General features: G+C 72.0%; 17 protein-coding genes. 5 read left to right on the top strand and 12 right to left on the bottom strand.

Features of this window, described 5'->3' with window-relative positions; translation table 11 throughout:
• Positions 1 to 5: 5 nt before the first annotated feature.
• Entirely contained in the window at positions 6 to 821 is an 816-nt protein-coding gene (locus WMF39_RS13490) for a uracil phosphoribosyltransferase (protein WP_012235100.1), read from the bottom strand.
• A gap of 243 nt (positions 822 to 1,064) precedes the next feature.
• On the opposite strand from WMF39_RS13490, the gene WMF39_RS13485 reads away from it, so the two are divergent.
• Positions 1,065 to 1,553, top strand: a complete 489-nt coding sequence (locus tag WMF39_RS13485; protein WP_437745919.1) for an SMI1/KNR4 family protein — start codon at positions 1,065 to 1,067, stop codon at positions 1,551 to 1,553.
• Between the two features lie 57 nt (positions 1,554 to 1,610).
• Positions 1,611 to 3,554 carry a protein kinase domain-containing protein gene (locus tag WMF39_RS13480; protein ID WP_437745918.1) on the top strand — a complete coding sequence of 648 codons (1,944 nt, stop codon included), beginning with the start codon at positions 1,611 to 1,613 and terminating at the stop codon, positions 3,552 to 3,554.
• A 14-nt stretch (positions 3,555 to 3,568) separates the two neighbouring features.
• Here WMF39_RS13480 and WMF39_RS13475 read toward each other — a convergent pair whose 3' ends face one another.
• The gene (locus WMF39_RS13475; protein WP_437745917.1) at positions 3,569 to 4,561 is read right to left on the bottom strand and encodes a hypothetical protein; all 993 of its coding nucleotides are present in this window, start codon (positions 4,559 to 4,561) and stop codon (positions 3,569 to 3,571) included.
• A gap of 194 nt (positions 4,562 to 4,755) precedes the next feature.
• Here WMF39_RS13475 and hisD point away from each other — a divergent pair, with 194 nt between their 5' ends.
• Positions 4,756 to 6,138 (top strand): histidinol dehydrogenase, encoded by a 1,383-nt coding sequence (gene hisD / locus WMF39_RS13470; protein ID WP_437745916.1) that lies wholly within the window; start codon positions 4,756 to 4,758, stop codon positions 6,136 to 6,138.
• 167 nt (positions 6,139 to 6,305) lie between these two features.
• On the opposite strand, the gene WMF39_RS13465 is transcribed toward hisD, so the two are convergent.
• Positions 6,306 to 7,235 (bottom strand): DUF4388 domain-containing protein, encoded by a 930-nt coding sequence (locus tag WMF39_RS13465; RefSeq protein ID WP_272103306.1) that lies wholly within the window; start codon positions 7,233 to 7,235, stop codon positions 6,306 to 6,308.
• Between the two features lie 362 nt (positions 7,236 to 7,597).
• Here WMF39_RS13465 and WMF39_RS13460 point away from each other — a divergent pair, with 362 nt between their 5' ends.
• A complete protein-coding gene (locus WMF39_RS13460; protein WP_437745915.1) occupies positions 7,598 to 8,680 on the top strand; it encodes an L-erythro-3,5-diaminohexanoate dehydrogenase in 1,083 nt (360 codons plus the stop codon).
• A gap of 72 nt (positions 8,681 to 8,752) precedes the next feature.
• Here the strand turns inward: WMF39_RS13460 and WMF39_RS13455 are convergent, their stop codons facing one another.
• From WMF39_RS13455 to WMF39_RS13430, 6 genes are all read right to left on the bottom strand, one after another.
• Complete coding sequence (locus WMF39_RS13455) at positions 8,753 to 10,969, bottom strand: ATP-binding protein (RefSeq protein ID WP_437745914.1); 2,217 nt, start codon at positions 10,967 to 10,969, stop codon at positions 8,753 to 8,755.
• A gap of 107 nt (positions 10,970 to 11,076) precedes the next feature.
• The gene (locus tag WMF39_RS13450) at positions 11,077 to 11,451 is read right to left on the bottom strand and encodes a hypothetical protein (RefSeq protein WP_437745913.1); all 375 of its coding nucleotides are present in this window, start codon (positions 11,449 to 11,451) and stop codon (positions 11,077 to 11,079) included.
• Between the two features lie 4 nt (positions 11,452 to 11,455).
• Positions 11,456 to 14,983 carry a sigma 54-interacting transcriptional regulator gene (locus tag WMF39_RS13445; RefSeq protein ID WP_437745912.1) on the bottom strand — a complete coding sequence of 1,176 codons (3,528 nt, stop codon included), beginning with the start codon at positions 14,981 to 14,983 and terminating at the stop codon, positions 11,456 to 11,458.
• A gap of 270 nt (positions 14,984 to 15,253) precedes the next feature.
• Complete coding sequence (locus WMF39_RS13440; RefSeq protein ID WP_437747975.1) at positions 15,254 to 16,123, bottom strand: DUF2520 domain-containing protein; 870 nt, start codon at positions 16,121 to 16,123, stop codon at positions 15,254 to 15,256.
• A gap of 5 nt (positions 16,124 to 16,128) precedes the next feature.
• Entirely contained in the window at positions 16,129 to 16,791 is a 663-nt protein-coding gene (gene nadD, locus WMF39_RS13435; protein ID WP_437745911.1) for a nicotinate (nicotinamide) nucleotide adenylyltransferase, read from the bottom strand.
• Positions 16,775 to 17,392, bottom strand: coding sequence for a hypothetical protein (locus WMF39_RS13430; RefSeq protein ID WP_231864811.1), 618 nt, complete (start codon positions 17,390 to 17,392; stop codon positions 16,775 to 16,777). The genes nadD and WMF39_RS13430 overlap by 17 nt, the downstream gene beginning before the upstream one ends.
• Before the next feature lie 287 nt (positions 17,393 to 17,679).
• Here WMF39_RS13430 and WMF39_RS13425 point away from each other — a divergent pair, with 287 nt between their 5' ends.
• Entirely contained in the window at positions 17,680 to 18,954 is a 1,275-nt protein-coding gene (locus tag WMF39_RS13425) for a (2Fe-2S)-binding protein (RefSeq protein ID WP_437745910.1), read from the top strand.
• Between the two features lie 40 nt (positions 18,955 to 18,994).
• On the opposite strand, the gene WMF39_RS13420 is transcribed toward WMF39_RS13425, so the two are convergent.
• The 3 genes from WMF39_RS13420 to WMF39_RS13410 all read right to left on the bottom strand — a co-directional run bounded on the left by WMF39_RS13420 (position 18,995) and on the right by WMF39_RS13410 (position 22,263).
• Positions 18,995 to 19,726: a heme exporter protein CcmB gene (locus WMF39_RS13420; RefSeq protein ID WP_437745909.1), complete on the bottom strand. Its 732-nt coding sequence runs from the start codon at positions 19,724 to 19,726 to the stop codon at positions 18,995 to 18,997.
• A complete protein-coding gene (speA, locus tag WMF39_RS13415) occupies positions 19,723 to 21,666 on the bottom strand; it encodes a biosynthetic arginine decarboxylase (RefSeq protein ID WP_437745908.1) in 1,944 nt (647 codons plus the stop codon). The genes WMF39_RS13420 and speA overlap by 4 nt, the downstream gene beginning before the upstream one ends.
• 228 nt (positions 21,667 to 21,894) lie before the next feature.
• Positions 21,895 to 22,263, bottom strand: coding sequence for a hypothetical protein (locus WMF39_RS13410; protein WP_012235084.1), 369 nt, complete (start codon positions 22,261 to 22,263; stop codon positions 21,895 to 21,897).
• Positions 22,264 to 22,402: the final 139 nt, after the last annotated feature.

The raw sequence follows: 22,402 nt of genomic DNA, 5'->3' as shown, positions 1-22,402 counted from the left end.
CGCGCTCACAGCCAGGCGTTGTTGAGGATCTCGCCGACGCCGCCGGCGCCCGGGACGATGTACTGGATGCTGTTCAGGCCGCGCTCCTCGTCCCAGTGCGTGCCCGGCTCGGTCTTGAGGACGCGCGCCGGCGAGAGGCCGCGATCGAGCCGGAGCGCGTAGATGATGGCGTCCGGGTGAGCCTCGGTGACGCGGCGGATGTACTCGGGCGTGACGATGAGGTGCATGGCGATGCACTTGGCCGGCCGCCCCTCGAGCGCGGTCTTGTAGTACGTCATGGCGCTGACCATGGACGAGCCGGTGGCGCCCATCGGGTCGGGGAAGAGCACGTGGCGCCCCTCGACGTCGCGGCCGATCTTGGCGTCGTGCCAGGTCGCGCCGACGACCTCGCCCTGCTCGTTCGTCTGCCGGCTCATGAACAGGTGATCCTGCCGGACCAGCGCGGGGTCGAGGACCTCGTTCAAGAGCTCGTAGACGACCTGGGAGGGCATCGTCCCGGCGCGCGCGATGCCCACGGTGACGGCCTTGGTCGCGCGCGACAGCGCGGCGCCGCGATACACGGCCTCCGGGTGAGAGGAGATCATCCGGGTCGGGATGTCGACGCGCGCGCGCCCCAGCTCGGCGGCGAGGACGGCGCGCGCCAGGTTCTGGTAGAGAACCCCGACGAGACGCCCGACGTCGGGCTGGACCGTCTCCGGGGAGCAGGCTCGAGCCAGCAGAGTCCATGCGAGCGGGTCATCGAGCAGGTGCACGCACGGACCGTACCGGTGAGCGATTTCGGGGGGCCGGAATCGACTCTCAGCGTACGCAACGTCGACCATCGTTTTTCTGTTACACTACCTGGCCCGGCGCGGGGTATTCCTCCGGGTGCGCGCCGGTGCTCTCCCCGGGAGCGGAGTGGTTTCGAAGCGATGAGGGCGCCCGCCCAGCGGGCTGTCCGGGTGGACTTGCAAAGGAAGGGATGTTCGGTGGATAGCGACCTTGCCGAGTCGGTTACGGCGCTCAAGGATGCCTTTGTCCGAAGAGGCATCCCTGCGAGGTTCGGAAAGGCGGCTCCAGCGGCGGTGGAAGAGCTGCGCAAGACGCTGCGGGTGCCCGCGAGGTACCGCGCTTTCCTGCAGGAGGCCGACCCGCTCGACGTCGAGACGGTGACCCCGGTTGAGCGTGTACGCCTCATCCCCTCCGAGAAGCTCGCGGCCGAGCAGCAGGCGAACGGCGGCGACAGCTCCCTCGCAGGCTGGCGCAAGAGCTGGATCCTCATCGCTCGCAGCGCCCTGCTGGGAGATCCCTATTTCCTCGACATCTCGAAGCTCGACGCCGAGGGGGACTGCCCTGTGTTCACCTGTATGACAGGGATCGAGTCGCTCAAGCCAGAGCTCTGCGCGTCGAGCTTCCAGCAGTTCCTGCGCATCCTCGCTACCTCGATGGAGGTCGCGTCCGGCTTCGGAGAGAGCGGCCTCGACGACGACGACGAGGCCATCTTCCGCGAGGCGCTCGCGCCGAAGATCAAGACCATCGACGCCGCGGCGCTCCGCGCGGGCCACTGGACCTGACGTAACCTCCACGGCGCGCTGCTCGCCGGGCGCGCCGCGGATCGAGCTGACCGCGCCATGGCCAGGTGCCTCGTATGCAACGCCGAGAACCCCGGCTCCGCCCGGTTCTGTGTGGCGTGCGGCGCGTCGCTGACCGCGAAGGAGGCGGGCGTCGGCGCGGCGACCTCGGCGCCTCCTGCGCCCGGCCCGCGGACGACCGTCCCTGGGCAGCCGCTGCTGGGCGCGCTGGTGCCCGAGGATCCGGCGCACAGGGCCCGCCTCTCGGCCCTCGCGGCCGGCGGCGCGAACGGGCCCGCAGCCAACGTCCACGCGCCTCACATCGTCCCCGCGCCGCTGGCGGGCTCGCTGCCGCGGCGCGCGCCGGGCGGCCACCTGCCGGCGGGGACGCTCGTCGATCAGAAGTACGTGGTCGAGCGGGTGCTCGGCGAGGGCGGCATGGGCGTCGTCTACCTCGCTCGGGACGTCCACACCGGCCTGCACGTGGTGCTGAAGGCGGTGCGCCAGGAGCTCGGGCACCGGCCGGATGTGCGCGCGCGGACGCTCGCCGAGGGCCGCGCGCTCGCGCAGATCGATCATCCGAACGTCGTCCACCTGAAGGCGGTGGTGGCGGAGCGAGACGACCTCTGGCTCGTCATGCAGTACATCGACGGCGAGAGCCTCGAGCAGACGCTCGCCAGGTACGCCGAGGAGCGCCGGCGGATGCCCCTGCCCGAGGCGCTCTCGATCTTCCGCCAGATCGCCTCCGGCATCGCGGCCGCGCACCGCGAGGGCGTGATCCACCGCGATCTCAAGCCGGCGAACGTACTCATCCGCGGCAAGGACGGCGTCGCGAAGGTCACCGACTTCGGCATCGCCAAGGCCGAGGCGGACGCGCTCGCGGGGCGCGGGCTGACCAAGGGGATCATCGGCTCGCTCTATTACATGTCGCCGGAGCAGGTCCTCGGGCGCCGCGACCTCGACAAGCGGGTGGACATCTACGCGCTGGGCGTCGTGCTCTACGAGATGCTGGTAGGGCAGGTGCCGTTCGACGCCGAGAGCGACATCGAGATCATGCGGCAGCACGCGGAGGTGCCGCTCCCCCTGGTCAGCGCCGTGCGTCACGACGTCCCTCCGGCGCTCGACGCCTTCCTCCAGAAGGCGTGCGCCAAGGAACGGGCGGATCGCTTTGCCAGCTGCGAGGAGCTGCTCGCCGCGGTCGACGCGATCGCCCACCCTGCGCCTGCCGCGGCCGCCGCGCCGCTCGGCGCGTCGAGCCGCCCGCCGCCGCCCGCGGCCACGACGGTCGACGAGGTCCGCGAGGGGCTGCGGTCGCCGTCGGGCGCTGCGCTGGCCAGCGGGCCTGCGGGGTCGCAGCGCGCGCGTGGCTCGTGGCTCGCGATCGGCGCCGGGGCCCTCGTGATGTTCGGCGGGGCCGCCGCGCTGCTCGGGCTGGGCGTGCTCGACAGGCCGCGCGATGGTCGCCGCCGGGCCGTCTCGTCGAGGGAGCAGCGCCCGGCGGCCAGCGCGAGCAGCACCACCCCGGCGGCGAGCGCGGAGCAGCCGCAGCCGCAGCCGTCGCCGCTCGCCAGCCTGATCGGGCTGTGGGTCGGCAACGGGCGCGAGCTCGAGGCCGTCCTTGCCGGCGAGTCGCTCGAGTTCCGGGTCCGCCGCCCGGAGCAGTTCGCGCCGCAGGACTATGCCGAGGGCGAGGCCCGCTTCTCGCTGCGCGAGATCCCCGGCGAGACCGGGGTGTTCGCCGTCGAGGACCGGCTCCGCTTCATCGCCCCCGAGTCGCGCAAGTTCGATCCGGCCCGCTCCAGGGGCACCTGCCAGGACGTCCGCAGCGCGGTGGAGGGCCACCCCCTGCGCGCGAGCTTCGACGGGGCCCGCCTGAGCGTCGAGTTCGCGAAGATCGAGCCCTCGACGAGCAACTTCGTGGTGGAGCGCGGCAAGGTCGTCAGCTGCGTCGGCCTCAGCGCCCTCCCCGCCACGCGCGTCGTGAGCACGCTGTCGCGGCTGTAGCGCGGCACGCCGCGCTACAATCCGCCGACCGCGGGCACCGGCTGCGGCTTTCCGGCGTGGATGACCGCGCAGCGGACGGTCGTCGACGAGGTCGGCGCGCTCGCCCGCCCGCCACCCAGGACGAGCGTGCCGAAGATGTTGCGCGCCGCCGCATCGACCTCCGCGGCGCCGCGCGGCGGCACCGGGTTCCCGCTCGCGTCGAACACCGTCACCGCCTGCACGACGCCGCGGGCGATCTCGCCCTCCGGGAAGGACATCATCACCGTGGCGCGGACGTAGGCCGAGGCCCCCTCGACGATCCCGAAGCTGTACGGCTTCTTCGCGAAAGCGCCGCAGAAGCCGCTCGTGCCCATGCCACCGTCGGGCCCGTAGTTCGCCGACGCCCACTGCCCGACGTTGACCGTGAGCCCGCTCTCACCCGAGCCCTGCGCGTACTGCACGCACTGGGCGAGCGCGGGATCCCACATCGCGCCCGTTGGGCAGCGCCCTACCTTCGCGCACGCCTGGCCGGTCCAGACCTCGTCGCGCGCGCAGGTCTGCGAGAGCGGTACGCACGCGGCGGTCGGACCGTCGACGATGAGCTCCTGGCCAGGTGGGCACCCGAGCTTCTGCCCGGCGCCGACCGCGACGCCGATGTTGGTCGCCACCTGCTCGCGCGACACACAGTAGCCCGTGCTCTGGTCGATCTCGTCGCCGGGCCGGCAGCGATCAGGAGCGCACCCGCCGGCCTCGTAGTGGCGACCCACGCCGCAGTAGGCGTTCGCCGCCTGGGGCGTGAGGCACTGGCCCGCGACCGAGAGGTAGCCCTTCAGGCATCGGCAGCGGTTCTGCTTCGTGTCGAAGCCGGCGCCGTCGCTGCACGACGAGATCGAGCAGCGGCAGCTGCTGCCCTGGCAGATCTTGAGGAAGCAGGAGTTCTCCGGGCAACCGACGAGCACGGCAGGCGCCAGCGCGAGGAGCACGACCGAGAGCGCGGTGGAGGCGAGACCAAACGAGCCGGACCGCATCGGGCGACCCTACTCGATCCGCTCAGGCCGGGGAACTCGGGGAGCGACGCGCGGCAGCCGCCGCGATGCGCTGCCGCGACCGCGGCGCGCGCCGCGGTCGCAGCCGCGCGGCCGACATACCGGCGGCCGGGGTGGTGTGGTACGGGGTGTCGCCACCCACGCGGAGATTCCACCGCGCCGGTCCATATCAAGCCATGCTGCCCATCTACATCGAAGGTTCGCCTCAGTTCGAGTCCACCCTGTCAGCCCTGCGCACCCGCGGCACGGGCGACCTCGCGAACGTCACGCCGGCCGTGACCGAGATCATCGACAACGTGCGGCGCGGGGGGACGTCCGCCGTGCTCGGGTACATCGAGAAGTTCGAGCGGAGGACGTCGAAGGCGCTCGTCCGCCACGCAGGCCCCGAGGCGGAGGGCGGATTCGGCGGAGCCGAGGCGCTCGCGAGGCTCTCGCCGGAGGTCCGCGCCGCGCTCGAGACCGCGGCAGCGAGGATCGCGCGTTACCATGAGCGGCAGCGCGACGCGGGCGATCTCGGCCCCGCGAACGTGGCGGCGAACGGCCCCGCGCTGCAGGCCGGCTTCAGCTACGAGGAGGAGGGCGTCCTGCTGGGCATGCGCGTGCGCCCGCTGCGCCGGGTCGGCGTCTACGCGCCGGGCGGCAAGGCCCGCTACCCCTCCAGCGTGCTCATGTCGGCCATCCCCGCGCGCATCGCCGGCGTGCGGGAGATCGTCCTCGCGAGCCCGTCGGCCGACGACGCCACGCTCGCCGCCGCGCACCTCTCCGGCGTGACGACCCTGCTCGACTCGGGCGGCGCGCAGGCGATCGCGGCCATGGCCTACGGGCTCCCGGAGCTCGCGCCGGTCGACAAGATCGTGGGGCCCGGCAACGCGTACGTCGCCTGCGCGAAGAAGCTCGTCTTCGGGGATGTGTCGATCGACGGCATCACCGGGCCGAGCGAGATCCTCGCGCTCGCCGACGAATCCGCGGATCCCCGGCTCGTCGCCGCCGATCTCCTCTCGCAGGCCGAGCATGACGAGGCGTCCTACGCCCTGCTCGCGACCACCTCCGCGAAGCTGGCGGAGGCGGTCGCGCGCGAGCTCGACGCGGCGCTCCCCGAGCTCACGCGTCGCACGATCGTGCAGGCGTCGCTCTCGACGCACGCGGCGGCGCTGGTCGTCGGCTCGCGCGCCCGCCTCGCCGAGATCGCCGACCAGCTCGCGGTCGAGCACGTGGCCTTCCACGTCACCGACGCCGAGGGGTTGTTCTCGGAGATCGGCACGCTCGGCGCCGCGTTGCTCGGCGACCTCACCCCGGTCGCCGCGGGCGACTACCTCGCGGGGCCGTCCCACGTCCTCCCGACCGGCGGCTCAGCGCGCTTCGGTGCGCCGCTCGGGGTCTACGACTTCGTGACGCGCGCGAGCCTCATCCGGTACTCGAGCGCGGCGCTCCGGACGCAAGGCCCGATCATCGAGAAGCTGGCCTTGGCCGAGGGCCTGCAGGCGCACGCCCGCGCCGTGTCGCTCCGCCTCGCGAGCAAGGCGACCGACCCCGCGAAGCGCGGCACGTCGCAGTCCTGACACCGCGCTGCCGCCCGGCGCGCCGCGCCCTCGGGAGCGCGGCGCGCGAGGACGCGCTGTCGACCGCGCTCCCCTGACCTATCGAGCTCGGTTCAGCCGAGCGCTGCGCGCGCCGCCGCGATCGGCCGCCTTGCGCGGCCTCGCGACGCCGTGCGCTCCCGCCAGGCTCACTCAGCGCGGAGGTAGCCCGCGTTGATCATCTTCAACACGGACTGCGCGGTCTCCAGATCCGTCGCGGGGCTCTTGTTGAGGACCATCGCGAGGTGCCCGTGGTTGTAGACGACCTGGAGGACGTCGAGATCGACGGGCGAGAGATCGCGGAGCTGCGGCTTGAGCGGCTGGGGGATGACCAGGCGCGCCGACAGGTCCGGGAGCTGGTGGCGGATGTTGTTCAGCTCGTCGATCTGCCGGAGCCCCTCCATGAGGAGCTCCTGCACCGTCGCGCTGATCTCGCCGGTCATGACCCGCTCCTCGGCCGCCTCGAGGTCGAACGTCCCGCCGGCCCAGGTGAGGATCCGGTAGACGCTCTTCAGCGGCGGGACGTCGGTCAGATCGTTGATGGTCGCAAAGGTCACGATGCCCTTGCGCAGGTAGATCTTGCCGACGTCGTCGTCGGAGCGGACCACGAGGACGCCGCTCTTCTTCGATGTGCCGAAGAGCTGCAGCAGATCCGGGAGCGGGATCTCGTCGATCGACCCGGACATCGACCGGGTCTGACCGCTCCTCAGCGATGGCTCGTCCATCCGTTTCCGCGCCGGCGGCGCGCCCGGGTCGGTGGAGACGACCTTGAGGATGCTGGTGCCGATGAGCACCCGATCGCCCTCCTTCAGGGTCGTCTTCTTGATCTTCTCGCCGTTGACGAACGTTCCGTTCGTCGAGCCGAGATCCTCGATCACAATCGACTGTTCGGTGCAGGCAATCCGGGCATGGCGCCGGGAGACCATGTCCTCGACGAGGACCATGTCGAGGTCGCTGGAGCGACCCACGACGATCTCCTGCTGCTCCCCGAGGGGGAATTCGCCGCCTTGGTACTTCCCGGAGATGAAGCGCAACGCTAGTTGCCGCGTTGCCGACACCTTGGGAGCGTGGTTATCCATCGCAGGGAGTAAAAACCTTCGTGCGCTTACGAGAGCGCCAGCAGGGGGCAAAGCTTAGTTTCACCGAGCAAAGGTGGTCAAGAGATCCGGTCTGTTCTTTCAAATGAGTCGGCTCGTCCGATCCTGACGCAACGCGCCGGCCCCCCTCCCTCGGCCGCCACAGTGGCGAGCCGCGGGGGTAGGGGCCAACGTACTCGGCGCACGCGAGTGTATCCAATTTGAGGGAAAGAGGGCGATTGGCTCCGTCGAAACGGCCGGCATCGCCGGTTTCCGGGGCCCCCGGGCCCCGGGCGGTGCGCCGGGCCGCCTCAGCGAGGAATCCTGCGGTCGCTCGGCTCATTGCCCTTGCTTTCGAGCCCGGCATGTTGAACGGCCTCGACGTGAGCTCCGAAGCGACGCGACCCACCCTCTCCGCAGGCGATCCGCTGGGCACGCACCGCGTGCTCGACCCACCGGGGGCCATGCCGCAGCCGGCAGAGCGGCTGGACGCCGACGCCTCGCGCCGCTTCGAGACCGAGATCGTCGTCGATGTGCAGACGCTGAACATCGACGCCGCGAGCTTCCGCCAGATGGAGGAGGCCTCCGGCGGCAGCCCGGAGGGCGTGGCCCAGCTCGTCCTCGAGACGGTGGCGCGCCGGGGCAAGCAGCACAACCCGGTCACCGGCTCGGGCGGCATGCTGCTCGGCGTCGTGCGTCGGGTCGGCTCGCTCGCCGAGCACCGCGGCGTCGCCGTCGGCGATCGCATCGCGACGCTCGCGTCGCTCTCGCTCACGCCGCTCTCGCTTCGCCGGGTCATCGCCGTGAGGCCCGCGTCCGCGCAGATCGACGTCGAGGGCACCGCGATCCTCTTCGGGTCGGCGCCGCTCGCCCGGATGCCGACCGACATGCCCGAGCGGCTCGCCCTCGCGCTGCTCGACGTCGCCGGCGCGGCGCCTCAGGTGGCGCGCCTCGCCGGCCCGCGCGACAGCGTCGTGGTGCTCGGCGCGGGCGGGAAATCGGGCCTCCTGTGCGCGGCCGAGGCGCGGCGCTGCGTCGGCCGCGCCGGGCGCGTCATCGGGATCGAGGCGTCGCCGGGGCTCGCCGCTGATCTGCGCTCGCTCGCGATCTGCGACCACGTCGCGGTCCTCGACGCGCGCGACCCCCTCGCCGTGCGCGACGCCGTGCTGCCGTTCACCGGCGACGCGGGCGCCGACCTCACGCTCTCGTGCGTGAACGTCCCAGGCGTGGAGCTCAGCGCGATCGTCGCCACGCGCGATCGCGGCAAGACGTACTTCTTCGCGATGAGCACGAGCTTCACCGCCGCCGCCCTGGGGGCCGAGGGGATCGGCAAGGACGTGGACCTCTACATCGGCAACGGCTACGCCCACGGACACGCCGAGCACACGCTCGCGCTCGTGCGCGAGCATCCCGCGCTCGAGCGGCTCATGACCTCGCGCTACGGCTGAGCGCCCCGCTCGACGCAACGCGCGCAGCGCGCACGCGCCCGGACGCCGCGGGCGCTTCCGGGGTCACCCGCTTCAGCCGGGCCGCTCCTGAGGGGCCGGCTCGGCGGGCGCCAGCGCCGCGGGCGACGGCTGCGGCGCGCTCAGCTTGTCGACGGCGGCGGGGAGGATCACGGCGAAGGTGCTCCCCTTCCCCTCGTACGACCGGACCTCGATGCGGCCGCCGGCGCTCTGCGCGATGCGCTGGCTGATGGACAGGCCGAGCCCGGTCCCCTTGTCCTTCGTCGTGAAGAACGGCAGGAAGATGTTCGCGAGCACCTTCTGGGAGATCCCGGGGCCGTTGTCGGTGACGTTGAGCTCGACGAACGGCTCGTCCGAGCCCGAGCCGGGCCGCGTGCCGCGGCCGAAGCGGACGCGCGTCGAGATCACCACCTTGCCCCGGCTCTTCATGGCCTGAACGGCGTTGCGGAACAGGTTCATCAGCACCTGCCGCAGCTGCTCTGGATCGATGGCGACGCGGGGGAGATCGGGATCGAGCGTGACCTCGACCTCGAGCTGGTCGTTCCTGCGCTCGATCGAGAGCACCTGCAGGGTGCGGCGCACGATCGCGTTCACGTCGGTCGGGACGACCGAGCCCTGCGCCGGCCGCGCGAGATCGAGCACCGAGCCCACGACGCGATCGAGCCGATCGACCTCCTCGAGGATGATCCCGAGGAACTCGCGCGACGCCGCGTCGATCTGCGCTTCCGGCACGGGATCGGCGAGCAGCTGCGCCGCCCCCTTGATCGCGCCGAGCGGGTTCCTGATCTCGTGCGCGAGCCCGGCCGCCATCTGGCCGAGGAGCGCGAGCCGGTCGCGCTCCTTCATCTGCGCGTAGAGCCGCGAGTTCTCCAGGACGACGCCGATCTGCGCGGCGAGCGTCTCGAGCAGGGTCAGCTCCTCGGGAGAGAACGCGTCGCGCACGCGCGTGTCCGCCACGACCAGGAGCCCGATCGGCTCGCCCTGCTCGTCGCGCGCGCACAGCACCACGCCCGAGCAGAGGCTGCCGAGCACCTCGGCCGCCGCGAGCACCGCGTCCTCGGGGACCTGGGGCCGCACCTCCGTCCGCCGCGCGAAGTTGCCGTCGTCGTCCGCGTCGCTCTGGCTGCGGCGCGCCCGCCGCTCGCGCGCCTCCCGCTCCAGCTCCTCCATCGCGAGCGGCCCCCGGTCGAGGCGATCGAGCAGCGCCCTCGCGGTCGCCACCTCGATCCGCTCGGGGACCCGCGGCCCGAGCGAGGCGAGCCGGTCGAAGCCCGTCCCGTCCTGATCGCGGAGGTAGAGCGCCGCCGCCGTGACCCGGCGCGACTGCTCGAGCGCGCTCATCACGATCGAGCCCATCTCGTCCACCTCGAGCGTGTGCACGAGGCGCCGCCGGGCCTCCGCGAGCGAGCGGTCGAGATCGAACCGCTCCCGCAAGAAGACGCGCTGGAGCTGCTCCTCGACGCGCTCCCGCAGCGGGTCGAACAGCACCAGGATGACGATCGCGGCGAGCACCGCGTTCAGGTACATCGTGTTGAAGCCGCCGATGAACGTGAGCAGGAGATAGAAGATCAGCGCGATCAGGAACGCGACCGCCGTGGCGACGAGCAGGCGCGCGAGCATCTCGTAAGCGTCGAGCAGGCGCTCGTGACGGAGGGCCTGGGCGAGGACGAACAGGAACACGATCGAGAGCGCCGCGCCCACGGGCGGCGGCTCCGCGCCGAGGAACCAGGCGAAGTCGGCGACGCTGGCGAGCCCGGCGAGCGCGCCGATCACCACGAGGAACCGCACGCGGCGCTGCGTCGCGCGCGAGGAGCTCTGCTTGCCGCGCTGGCCGAGCGTGTACAGCCCCGCGGTGAGCAGCGCGAAGACGTAGAGGAAAATGCAGCCGCGCGTGAGCCAGTCGAGCCACGAGCCCGGCTCCCGGCTCACCAGCACGAGGATGAACAGCGGGATGACGAGCACCCCCGCGAACCGGAGCAGCCGCGAGCGCCGATCCGGGTCATGGGGGATCATCGCCTCGAAGAGCTGCAGCGCGAACTGCGGGAGCAGCACGGCGAGGATCGCCGTGAAGCGCTCCCAGATCGAGGCCTGGAAGAAGCCGAAGAGCGACTGCGAGAGGTACCAGAGCCCGACGTCGGCGGCGAACGCAGCGAAGAAGAGGTGGACGCGGCGGACGCGACCTCGCAGCAGCGTCGACGCCGCGATGGCGAGGGCAAGGGCCCCGCAGACCAGGGTCGTCCGTGTGCGGAGATCGATCCCGAGCGGCGCCACGCGCGAAGGCTACCGCGGCGAGCCGCGCGGCGACCGCAAAACGCGCCGGAGAGCGGGGCCGGGCGGCGCCGGGGCGCGGACGCGCTCAGGCCGCCCGGGCGCGCGGCTCAGCGCGTCCCGTCGCTCTCGGAGGGAGCGGTGTCGTGTCTGTCCGCGCTGCTGGGGCTCCACGGGAGCGGGTCCGGGTTGCAGCGCTCCTGCGATCGCACCTCGATCGTCGTGGGCGCGCCGTCACCGCTGGACGGCGGCGCGACGTCGCGCGGCGGGAGCGACGCAGGCGTGACGAAGTCGGTGACGGGTACGACGACATCGCCGTCGGTGCCATCGCTCGATCCGGACGCTTCCTCGGAGATCATCGGGTCGAGATCGCTCCACGCTTCGACGCTCTGCTCCTCGTGCTCCGGGGACGCGATCGCGCAGCCCGCCAGCAGCAGAGGCGCCGCGAAGCCCCCCGACAGCCAACTCCTCCAGCAACCTCGCATCACTTCAATCCTCCGAAGTCCCGCCAAAGCCATACTGTTTGACAAGCTGGGAAAGCCGCGGACGTTTCATGCCCAGGAGCACGGCGGCGCGTGTGATGTTCCCACGACTTTCGTCGAGCGCCCTAGCAACGCACTCGCGCTCGATCTCGCGCTTCATGTCGCTGAGGCTGACCCCTCCGCGGACATGAGCGTACGCGAGCTCCAGCGGCGTGCGATCCACAGGCATCGACGGGGGATGCGCCACCAGCGTCGCCTGATCGGGCGCCGACGCGCGTGGCCCGCTGGACGGCTCTCTGGGCGCGTCTCTGGACGACTCTCTCGACGATTCTCTCGACGATTCTCTCGACGATTCTAAGGCAGGGTGCATGCCAGCCCTCGGCGTCATCGGAGCGCTCACCAGCTCCGCGGCGTCGAGCTCCCGCAGCCCTTCGACGTTCGTCGTGAAATCCTCGAGATCGATCACATCGCTGTCCGCGAAGATCGCCGCGGCGCGCAGGGCGTTCTCGAGCTCGCGCACGTTCCCCGGCCAGGAGTGCCGCGAGAGCGCCTCGATGGCCCGGCTGGACAGGCGCTTCGGCGCCACGCCACGCTCGCCGCCGATCCTCTCCAGGATCGCGGCCGCGATCGCGGGCAGATCCCGCGGCCGATGGCGCAGCGCGGGGACCTCCAGGACGACCTGCCGGAGCCGGTAATAGAGATCTTCCCGGAACTCGCCCCGGGCAACCATCGCACGCAGGTCGCGGTGGGTCGCGCAGAGGATCCGTACGTTCGCGCGCAGCGGCGTGACACCCCCGACCCGCTCGAAGGTCTTGTCCTGCAGGACGCGGAGCAGCGCGACCTGCGTGCGCGGCGAGATGTCCCCGATCTCGTCGAGGAAGAGCGTTCCCCCCTCGGCGAGCTCGAAGCGCCCGCGACGGCGCGACGCCGCGCCGGTGAACGACCCCTTCTCGTGGCCGAACAGCTCCGAGAGCAGCAGCGTCTCGACCAGGGCGGCACAGTTGACCTTGATCAGCGGGCCCGCGCGCCGCGCGCTCACCTCGTGGATCGCCTCGGCGACGAGCTCCTTCCCGGTGCCGCTCTCGCCGTGGATCAACACGGTCGCGTCGCTCGCGCCGACCTTCTCGATCTGGTGGATGAGGCTGAGCAGCGCCGGCGTCGTCCCGACCATCCGCTTGATCGCGGGGCCCACGCTCGCCGGCCTCGGGGCGCGAGCCGCCCCCCTGGCGCACCCGGCGCACGCGCTGGAGCCGCAGAGCTCGCAGCCCCTCGGCTCCGCCTCGGCGGCGCTGCGCGCGCACGCCTCCAGCCGGGCAAGCTCGGCGAAGCTCCGGCGCGCGAGGAACTTGCGCGAGATCTCGGGCGGGAGCGACTCGGCGATGCGATCGCGGAGGTCGATCGCCGCCTCCAGGTGCGAGCGCGCCGCCGTGGGCTCGTCCTCGGGGGCGCGCGACGCGCGGTCCCCTGCGGACGACGCGTGGTGAAGCAGCACGTGCGCCTCCAGTGCGCACTCGTGGCTGTGGGCCTGGCGCGACAGCGCGAGCGCCTCCGCGGCGATCGGCCCGAACGGCGCGCCGGCGGCGCGCGAGCACATCGCCTCGAGGAGGGCGATCTCGGCGCGGTGCCGGTCGGAGGTCGCCTCGGCGCGCGCCCGCTGGATCATCTGACCGGCCTGCAGGAGGTCGCCGTCGTGCAGCGCGATGCGCGCGGCGATCGCGTAGCACTCGCCGAGCTTCGAGCCGGCGCCGTAGGCGAAGGCGGCCGTGAGCTCGGACCAGGCGTCCACCGTGCGGCGGCACTCGAGGTGGATCTGCGCCGCGACGTAGGCGACGTGCGTGATCCGAACGCCAGGGATGACGTGGCCGCAGGCCTTCCGCGCGAACGCGAGCGCCTGCTCGGCCTCCTCGATCAGCCCGAGCTGTAGCCGGATCTCGGCGAGGTTCGTGATGAGGTTCACGAGCGCGACCTTGTCGCCGATCCTCCGGAAGATCTCGATCGCGCGCTCGAAGAGGCGCAAGGCCTCCGGGTACTCGTGCTTCAGGTGGGCGATGACCGCGAGGTTCGTGAGCGCATAGCCGGTCGCCGCGCGCTCGCCGCGCCGCTCTCCCTCCTCGAGCACGCCGGCCAGCATCGTGCGCGCCTCGTCGAGGCGGCCGCTGGAGAGCAGCGCGATGGCGCGGTTCAGCCGGGCGCGCAGCTCGCTCACGTGCTCGCCCGCGCACGCCGCCTCCCACGCGTCGGCCGCGAAGTGCAGCTCCGCCTCGGCCCAGGCCTGCTGCGCGAGGAGGAGCTTGCCGAGGATGTTGCGCGCCTGGAGGCGCGTCGCGATCTCCCCCGCGCCGGCGAGCCCTTCCTCGGCGCGCGCCTTGGCCGCCGCGAGGTCGCCCGTCTTGCAGCAGAGCTCCGCCATCTCCACAGCGCCGCGCGCCCGCTCCTCGGGCGTGGCGGCGAGCGAGAGCGCCCGCGAGAGCACCATCGCGGCGGTCGTGAGGTCGCCGCGCGCGCTCGTCGCGCGGCCGCGCACGAGCAGCGCGGCGAACGTCTCCCGCTCGCGCTGGGCCGCGGAGGAGAAGTCGATGGCGAACTCGATGTCGCCGAGCCGGAGCGCGAGCGTCGCCGCGCGGAGCAGCCGCTCGCCCGACGCGGCGCTCCCGCCGGAGAGCGCCCGCATCGTCCGGGCCCAGCGCTGCCAGAAATCGGCGCGCGCCGACGGCTCGCCGACCGAGGAGATCGCGAGCATCGCCGCGGCCTCGGCGCGGTCGTCCTGACCCAGCGAGGCGAGGAGCTCGCTCGCGCGCGAGAGGCTCCACGGGTCGGACGACTGCTCCTCGAGCGCCTCCGCGATCGCGAACACATCCTCGCGGTCGACGTTGGCCGGGTCGACGATCGCGCGCCGCGCGGCGACCCACCCTCGATCGTCGACCTCGATCAGACCGAGGGCGGCGAGCTCCTGGGCGACCCCCTGGCACGCCGCGTCCCCCGGCCCGGGCTCCGCGCGCCGCGCCGCGAGCTGGCGGAGCTGCGCGGACGGCCAGGGCCGCTGGCTCAGCGCGAGCCGGTCGAGCAGGCGCGCGGCCTCGCGGCTCGGCGGCTGCCGCGCGGGGCGCTGCTCGGGCGGCGCGGCCAGCACGGCGGAGCACCAGCCCTCCAGCGCGTCGAGCCGCTCGATCTTCGCGACGACCCGGCGCTCCGCGTCCGCCGCGAACGCCTCCCAGAAGCGGTGCAGATCGTCCGGCGACGCGATGCCGTCGATCGTGAGCGCGCTCGTCCAGGGCCGCATCGCGCCGTCGCTGCACACGATGACCAGCGCGGAGCACGACCCCTCCGCGATGAGGCGCGTGACCTCATCCAGCACCAGGCTCCCCCAGCTGGTGGCCTCTCCCTCGGCGACCAGCAGGATCGCGCCTTGCGCGGCGGCGCTGATGCCCTGCGCGGCCGCGGCCGGATCGGCAGAGGTGACAGCGCAGCGAAGCGCGAGATCGCGCCAGGGATCCCGATCCGCGGCGTGCGCGGCCGAGATCAGCGAGCGTCCCACACCTCGAGCGCGGCGCGCGAGGTGGGAACAAACGGCGTCCAGGACCGACCGCTGTCCATGGACGTGGAGCACCCCACGCGACGCGGCATCACGGACGCGCTCATCGAGCGCCCGGAACCCCCCGGAGTCGCTCGTGATGACAGAAGAAACGCAGGCTGCGGCAACGGATCCCAAGGCAACAAAAGCGTACCTCTCCGCCGGACCTCGCATCAATGGATCCCGCCGTTGAATATAATGAGGCGCCTACCTCACCATAATAAAATTACAGTCTTATTGCTCTGTTCCGTCCAGGACCCGCTGGATGGCGTCGAACGCATCCGCAGGTGCTTCGCCCAGGACGCGGGCCAGCGGGAGCTGCGTCGCCGCGGCGGCGACGTAGAACGGTACGAGGTGCGGCGCGAGCCGACAGAGCGCTTCGAGGTGCCGCGCGACGCCGGCCGCGTCGCCGCGGCGCACCGGCCCCGTCAGCGCGTCGGGCACGCCGAGGACCTCGACGTTGTCTGCGACCGTGCGGAGCAGCGGGCCGAGCATCTCGGCCGCCGTCCTCCGATCGATGCCCGCGCGCTCGAGCAGGTCGACGCCGGCGGCGGCGAGCGCGGCAGCGCCGTTGGCGACCAGGCCCGCAGCCGCGTGGTAGGCGACGCGGTCGAGGCCGGAGAACGTGCGCGGCGTCATGCCGAGGCACACCCCGAGCGAGCGAGCGGCGCGCACGGCGGTCGGATCGCCGTCGATGTGGAGCTGGCCACGCTCGAGGAAGGGCGCGAACGAGGGCGAGGCGAACGAGATCATCGGGTGCATCTGCGCGACCGAGACGCGGCCGCCTCGCGCCGCCGCGAGCGCCTCCGGGCCGAGCGCGCCGGCGCAGTGCACCACGGCGACGTCCCTGTGGCCGACGAGCCCGCGGTCGCGCAGCGCCTCGGCGCACGGCGCGATATCCCGATCGCGCACGGCGAGGATCACGAAGTTCGCCTCGATGCGCTCCGACGGCAGGCCGTCCCGGGCCGGCCGGAGGGTCACTCGTAGCCCCGCGTCGCGGATCGCGCGCGCGAGCCCGCGACCCACCTTGCCGCCGCCATAGATGAACACCTCCAGGAGGGCGTTGTCCTCCGGGTGCACCGGCGACGGGCGCGTGCTGTCCATCTCGCTCACGGGCCGCTCCCGTAAAGGCGGTGCGCGAGCACGTAGTCCAGCACGGCGCGCGGCACGCGCTGGTGGACGGCATCGAGATCGCCCGCCGCGAGCGCCCGGCGGATGTCGCTGCTCGAGATCCGAGGGAGCTCCACGTCCGCGGGGCGCAGGTGAGGACGCTCATCGGCCGGCTCCGCATCGAGGCGCTCCGCGGCGGGCGCGACGACGCCGGAGCGGCCGAGGACGATCGGCGGGGCGAGCTGCTCGATGCGGTCGAAGCGGTGCCACCTCGGTAGATCGGGGAGCACGTCGGCGCCCACGAGCAGGCGCATCGCCCAGTCCGAGTGCGCCGCGGCGAGGTGCTCCAGCGTGCGCAGCGTGAGGCTCTCGCCGCCGAGATCGCGCTCGACGGGCGACACCGACACGCCCGGGAGCCACCCGAGCGCGAGGTGGCACATCGCCAGACGATGCTCGAACGGCACGAGCTCCTTCGAGAAGGGGTGGCGGTAGACAGGGACGACGAGCACCTCGTCGATCGGCGCGATGGAGATCGCGTAGGTGGCCGCGAGGACGTGCGCGACGTGGGGCGGGTTGAAGCTGCCCCCGAAGATGGCGACGCGGCGCGCCTCGGGCGCGCGCGCGGCCGGGGCGCGGGCGGGCGCATCAACCGTGCGAGCCACCTTGAACCCTCAGCCTGGGGCCGGCGGCGGACGGGCCCACGATCTCGCGCGCCGTCACCGCGCCGCTCGCGTTCATCACCTCGATCCGCACGCCGCCCTGCCCGTCGTCGAGGAGCGCCGTGCCGCCGTCGGAGCCGATCGGCCCCGGAGAGAAGAACGTCCGCGAGCCGACCTTCTTGATGAGCGGCTCCGGGCTCTTGCCGAAGACGAGGAGCGACGCCGCCACGATGTCCTCCTCGTCGAGCGCCGCCTTGTCGAACACGAAGAGCGCGACGCGCCCGTCCAGGATCTCGATGGTGCGCCGCCCCGACGGCAGGCTCATCAGCACCCGGAGGCGCAGCCGAGCGCGCTCGGACGCCACGAAGGCGTCGATCTGGTCCGGCGTCGCGGCGGCGCACCGAGCGGCCCGATCGAACAGCGCGCCCTCGGTGGGGTCCGCGCCGACCAGGCGCTGCGCCCAGCCCACGACGACCCGGTCGAGCGCGTCGTCCTCGGCAACGTAGATGACCCGCTCGGCGTGGCCTTCGTCGAGCAGGTGCTGCGCGCCGCGAGCGAGCGCGGGCAGATCACCCTGAGCAGGGCCGAGGACGCCGAGGCGCATCGGACACAGCATAGATCACCGCGCGAAGGTGAGGGCACCTTCTCCACTCCGCCCGCTCTGCGCGCTATCCGCGCCTCGGCTGCCTCCCATTGCCTCCCTTTGCCTCCCATGATTCCCGCGCCGCCCGTGCCTCCCGCGCCTCCCGTGATTGCCCGCCTCCGCGCGTCGGGCTCCTGCCGCCGGCGATCGTCTGTCTTTCCCTGCTCCGGCCTCTCTCCGTCTCTCTCCTCCTGCTTGCTCCCGCGCCCTCCTCTGCCGGCGCGGCGCGCGTCTGCTAGCGTCCGCCCATGTTTCGGCGAGCTCGCGCGCTCCAGCATCCGGTCACCATCACCCTCGACGGGGCGGACGTCCCGGCGGAGCGGGGCGAGCCCCTGGCCGTGGCGCTGATCGCCTCCGGGCGCGTGACGCTCGCGCGGAGCCCGAAGCTGCACCGTCCCAGGGCGCCGACCTGCCTGCGCGGAGGCTGCGACGGCTGCCTCGCGCGGGTCGATGGCGTGCCCAACGTGATGACCTGCCTGCGGCCGGCGGCCGGTGGAGAGCGCATCGAGGTGCAGAACGTCGTGGGCTCGCGGCAGGCCGACCTGCTCCAGGTGACCGACTGGTTCTTCCCGCAGGGGATCGACCACCACCACCTGATGGCCGGCGTCCCCGGCCTGTCCGGGGTCATGCAGTCGATCGCGCGCAAGCTGGCGGGGCTCGGGCAGCTGCCGAGCGCGCCGCTCCCCCCCGAGCGCGCCGCGCGGCTCGACGTGGACGCGGCCGTGATCGGCGCCGGGCCCGCAGGCGTGGCGGCTGCGTCGGCGCTCTCGGCGCGCGGCCTCCGCGTGGCGCTGGTCGACGACGGGCTCGCCCCCGGCGGGTCGCTCGCCGGCGCGCCGCGCCGCGCGGCGGAGCTCCTCGCGCGATACCCGCTCGACGGCGTCCGCGTGCTCCGCCGTCACGTGGCCGCAGGCGTTTACCTCGGCGAGCTCCTGGTCGCCGGCGACGCGGGCGCGACCGTGATCAGGGCGCCCGCCAAGGTCTTCGCCACCGGGGCGCACGACGGCGTCGCGGCGTTCTCGAACAATGATCTGCCCGGGGTCTTCTCGGCGCGCGCGTTCTGCCGGCTCCTCGCGTGCGGCGTCGAGCCGACCGGCCCCGTCGCGCTCGCGGGCGAGGGCATCTGGGCCGACGAGCTCGCGAGCGCCCTCGGCGACCGCATCGCGATCCGGATCCCGCTCGCCGCGCTCGCCGCGGTGAACGGGATCTCGCAGGTGAAGAGCGTCACGGTGCGCGACGCGCCGTTCGCCCCCGACAGCCCGACGAGCGACGTCCGGGTCGTGGCCGTCGCGGTGGACGCGCCGGCCGCGCCCGCGTTCGAGGTCGCCGCGCAGGCGGGCGCGCGCGTCGAGATCCACCCGCGCGCGGGGTACGCGGTGCAGGTCGACGCGCGCGGTAAGGCCGGCGACGGCCTGTGGGCGATCGGCGAGTGCACCGGCGCCTCGCACGATCTCGCCGGCATCGAGCGGGCGGCGACGACCCTCGCCGACGACGTGCTCGCGGCGCGCGGCGCGCCCGCGTGAGCCTGCGGGCGCGCGCGTCGAGATCGACCCGCGCGGCGGCTCAGCCCTCGATGATCAGATCGAAGAGGCCGAGCCCGCCCGCGAGGAACACGACGTCGAACACGCCCATGAGCGCCACGTAGTCGGTGAGCTCGCCGATCGTCGCGCCGCCGAAGAGCTCCCTCGTCCCCGCGACCGCGGCGAGCAATGTGGGCGCGAGCAGCGGGAAGAGCACGCTCGCGAGCACGAGGTCGCGGGCGCGGGTGCGCACGGTCATGGCCCCGAAGAGGGTGCCGCTCGCGGCGATGCCCGGCGTCGCCGCGAGGCAGAAGAGCGCGAGCCCCGGGCCCGTCTTCACGAGATCCACCGCGAAGAGGAGCGCCGCGACCGGGATGATGATCACCTCGACCGCGATCACGAACGCGCAGAGCCCGAGCGCCTTGCCGGCGAAGAGCGCGCTCCTCGCGATGGGCAGCACGAGCAGGCCCGAGAGCGCGCCGTCCTCGCGCTCCCGCTGCCACGTGCGGCTCAGCGCGAGCACCGACGCGAACGCCACGCTCACCCAGATGACCCCGGGCGCGACCCGCTCGGCCGCGTCCTGGCCCGCGTAGAACGCGAGCGACGCGATCACGGCGACGAGCACCGCGAAGAACCCGCTCGTGGTGACGATCTCGCCCGTGGCGAGCTCGATCGCGAGGTCCTTCCGCGCGACGAGCGCCGCCTGGCGCGCCCAGCCGGGCCGGCGCCGGGGGAGCGACGCGCGGACCGTGGGCGCCGTGCTCTCCGAGATCACGGCGCGGAGGTGAGGCTCAGGTACGTCTGGTCCTTGAGCCCTCGCTCGTAGTCGGCGAGGAGGCGCATGCCCTCCGTCGGCTTGAGCAGGTCCTGCTTGATCGCGCCGTCCACCTGGGCCTTCACCTTCCCCACGAGATCGCGGTTGTCGTACTGGGTCAGCGCCAGCACCTCGTGGATCTTGTTCCCGGCGATCGTCTCCTCGATGTAGTACCCGCTCTCCTCGTCCTCATCGAGGAAGACGTGCACCTCGTTGACCCGGCCGAAGAGGTTGTGGATGTCGCCCATGATGTCCTGGTACGCGCCGGTCAGGAAGATGCCGACGTAGTACGGCTGGTCGCCCGAGATCGGGTGCAGCGGGAGCGTGTCCTTCACGTCGTTGAGATCGATGAACTTGCTCACCTTGCCGTCGGAGTCGCAGGTGATGTCGACGAGCGTGCTGTCGACCGCGGGGCGCTCGTTCAGCCGGTGGATCGGCACGATCGGGAAGAGCGCGCCGAGCGCCCAGTGATCGAGCAGCGACTGGAACACCGAGAAGTTGCAGATGTACTGGTCGGCGAGCTGCTTGCGGAGCTCGCCGAGATCGTCCGGCACCTCCTCCGGCTCGAGCGACGACGCGATCTTCTGCATGGCCTCGGCGATCTCCCAGAAGAGGATCTCGACCCGGGCCTTCACGTCGAGGTTGAGGAGGCCGAGCTCGAACATCTTCTGCGCCTCTTCCTTGATCTGGAGGAGGTCGTGCCACGACTCGCCGAGGTTCGGCCCGGAGATGTTGTCCTTGATGTAGAGGAGGTTCTGGATGAGCTTGTGCTCCTCGGTCTGGATGTCGATCGGCGACATCGGCGTCTTCTCGATCGAGCCGAACGCCTGGACGACCAGCACCGAGTGGTGCGCGACGATCGCTCGCCCGGACTCGGAGACGATGTTGGGGTGAGGCACCCGCTCCTCGTCGCAGATGTCGGCGATGTTGTGCACGATGTCGCGCGCGTACTCCTCGACCGAGTAGTTCATCGAGGAGTGGAAGGTCGAGCGCGAGCCGTCGTAGTCGATGGCGAGCCCGCCGCCGACGTCGATGTACTCGATGCGCTGCCCCATCTTGCGGAGCTTCGCGTAGTACCGCGTCGCCTCGCGCACGGCGCGCTTGATGATCAGGATGTCCGGCACCTGCGAGCCGATATGGAAGTGGAGGAGCTTGAACGAGGAGCTCATGCCCGCCTCGTCCATGATCCTGCTCGCCGCGAGGATCTCCGCCGTGGAGAGCCCGAACTTCGCGTTCTCTCCGCCCGAGGTCTTCCACTTGCCCGCCCCCTCGGTGAGCAACCGCACCCTGAGCCCGATCATCGGCTCGACGTTCATCTCCTTGGCGACGCGGGTGATCATGCGCACCTCGGAGAGCTTCTCCGCGATGAGGATCACCTTCTTGCCGAGCTTGCGCCCGATCAGCGCCGTCCGGATGAAGTTCTCGTCCTTGTAGCCGTTGCAGACGATCAGCGACTCGGGGTCGGTATGGACCGACAGGCCGGCGAACACCTCGGGCTTGGAGCCAACCTCGACGCCGTAGTGGTAGGTCTTTCCCGCGTCGAGGATCTCCTCCACGACCTCCCGGAGCTGGTTCACCTTGATCGGGAACACGCCGCGGTAGGTCCCGCGGAACTTGCTCTCGGCGATCGCCCTGTTGAAGGCCTCGTTGAGCGCCCGCACCCGGTGATGAAGGAGATCCTGAAAGCGGATGAGCAGCGGCGTGCGGAGCCCTTGCTCGAGCGCCGCGTCGACGACGTCGCGGATCGCGATCTTGCTGCCGCGCTCCTGGAGCGGCGCGACCGTGAGGTTGCCGTCCGGGCTCACGTCGAAGTAGCCACGACCCCAGCGGTCGATCATGTAGAGCGACTTGGCGTCTTCGGTCGTCCAGACGTCGGTCTCGGTCTCGTGCGCGCTGCTCACGGTCGTTCTCCTTGGCGGGGGCCGCGGCCGGCGGCACCCACACCTTCTCTGGGAGGGCCCCCACGAGGGGGCTTCTGGCTCATCAGGGGGACGTCAGATCGTCGGTCCGACGCAGGACGGCTGGATGCCGCGCGCTGGCGACGCGGCTCATTACGATAGGAACGCCTGACCTTCAAGGGCAGGCAGCCCGGTCACAACCGGCGGGAGGGGGCTCCGAGCAGCGCGCGCTCAGGCCTGGGCCTTCGAGGCCGCCTTCGCCCGCTTCGAGGCCGACTGGTAGAGATCATAGAGGCGCGGGACGGGGTACGCCTCGAGGCGCTTCCTGTACCCCTGGTCCTTCGACCGGTTCAGGACGGTCAACGTCTCGTCGATGAGCTTCGCCCGCGTCCCGAACTTCTCCTTTACAACGCTGAACGTCGCGTGGAGGCGGAGGAGCTTGGCGTTCGAGACGTGATCCAGGCCCTTCGTGCCGCCCCGATCGGAGCTGACGCGCCCGAGCCAGAGGTCCTCGGTCGCGAACCCTTTCACGGCCTCGACGAGCTTCGCCTTGTCGCCGAAGCGCTCCTTCACGATCGCAAGCGGATTTTTGCTGGCCATTGCTGAGACTCCCACGGGCAGGCGAGGCCTGCGCCGGACATGCGCGAGATGACTCGCGCGGCTTTGAAGAGGGGCGCGATCTAGCAGAGCAGGGCAGGGCGCCGCAAGGCCGCGCTGCGGAGGGGCGGCGCCGGCGGCG

The organism is Sorangium sp. So ce1504 (genome assembly GCF_051521635.1).
Lineage (GTDB): Bacteria > Myxococcota_A > Polyangia > Polyangiales > Polyangiaceae > Sorangium > Sorangium cellulosum_B.
This window is presented reverse-complemented; position numbering and strand designations above follow the sequence as displayed.

Excerpts from the sequence above, each read along its gene's own strand:
- WMF39_RS13490 (WP_012235100.1), bottom strand. The coding sequence starts at position 821 with ATGGTCGACGTTGCGTACGCTGAGAGTCGATTCCGGCCCCCCGAAATC.
- WMF39_RS13480 (WP_437745918.1), top strand. The coding sequence starts at position 1,611 with ATGGCCAGGTGCCTCGTATGCAACGCCGAGAACCCCGGCTCCGCCCGG.
- WMF39_RS13475 (WP_437745917.1), bottom strand. The coding sequence starts at position 4,561 with ATGCGGTCCGGCTCGTTTGGTCTCGCCTCCACCGCGCTCTCGGTCGTG.
- hisD (WP_437745916.1), top strand. The coding sequence starts at position 4,756 with ATGCTGCCCATCTACATCGAAGGTTCGCCTCAGTTCGAGTCCACCCTG.
- WMF39_RS13465 (WP_272103306.1), bottom strand. The coding sequence starts at position 7,235 with ATGGATAACCACGCTCCCAAGGTGTCGGCAACGCGGCAACTAGCGTTG.
- WMF39_RS13460 (WP_437745915.1), top strand. The coding sequence starts at position 7,598 with ATGTTGAACGGCCTCGACGTGAGCTCCGAAGCGACGCGACCCACCCTC.
- WMF39_RS13450 (WP_437745913.1), bottom strand. The coding sequence starts at position 11,451 with ATGCGAGGTTGCTGGAGGAGTTGGCTGTCGGGGGGCTTCGCGGCGCCT.
- WMF39_RS13440 (WP_437747975.1), bottom strand. The coding sequence starts at position 16,123 with ATGGACAGCACGCGCCCGTCGCCGGTGCACCCGGAGGACAACGCCCTC.
- WMF39_RS13430 (WP_231864811.1), bottom strand. The coding sequence starts at position 17,392 with ATGCGCCTCGGCGTCCTCGGCCCTGCTCAGGGTGATCTGCCCGCGCTC.
- WMF39_RS13425 (WP_437745910.1), top strand. The coding sequence starts at position 17,680 with ATGTTTCGGCGAGCTCGCGCGCTCCAGCATCCGGTCACCATCACCCTC.
- WMF39_RS13410 (WP_012235084.1), bottom strand. The coding sequence starts at position 22,263 with ATGGCCAGCAAAAATCCGCTTGCGATCGTGAAGGAGCGCTTCGGCGAC.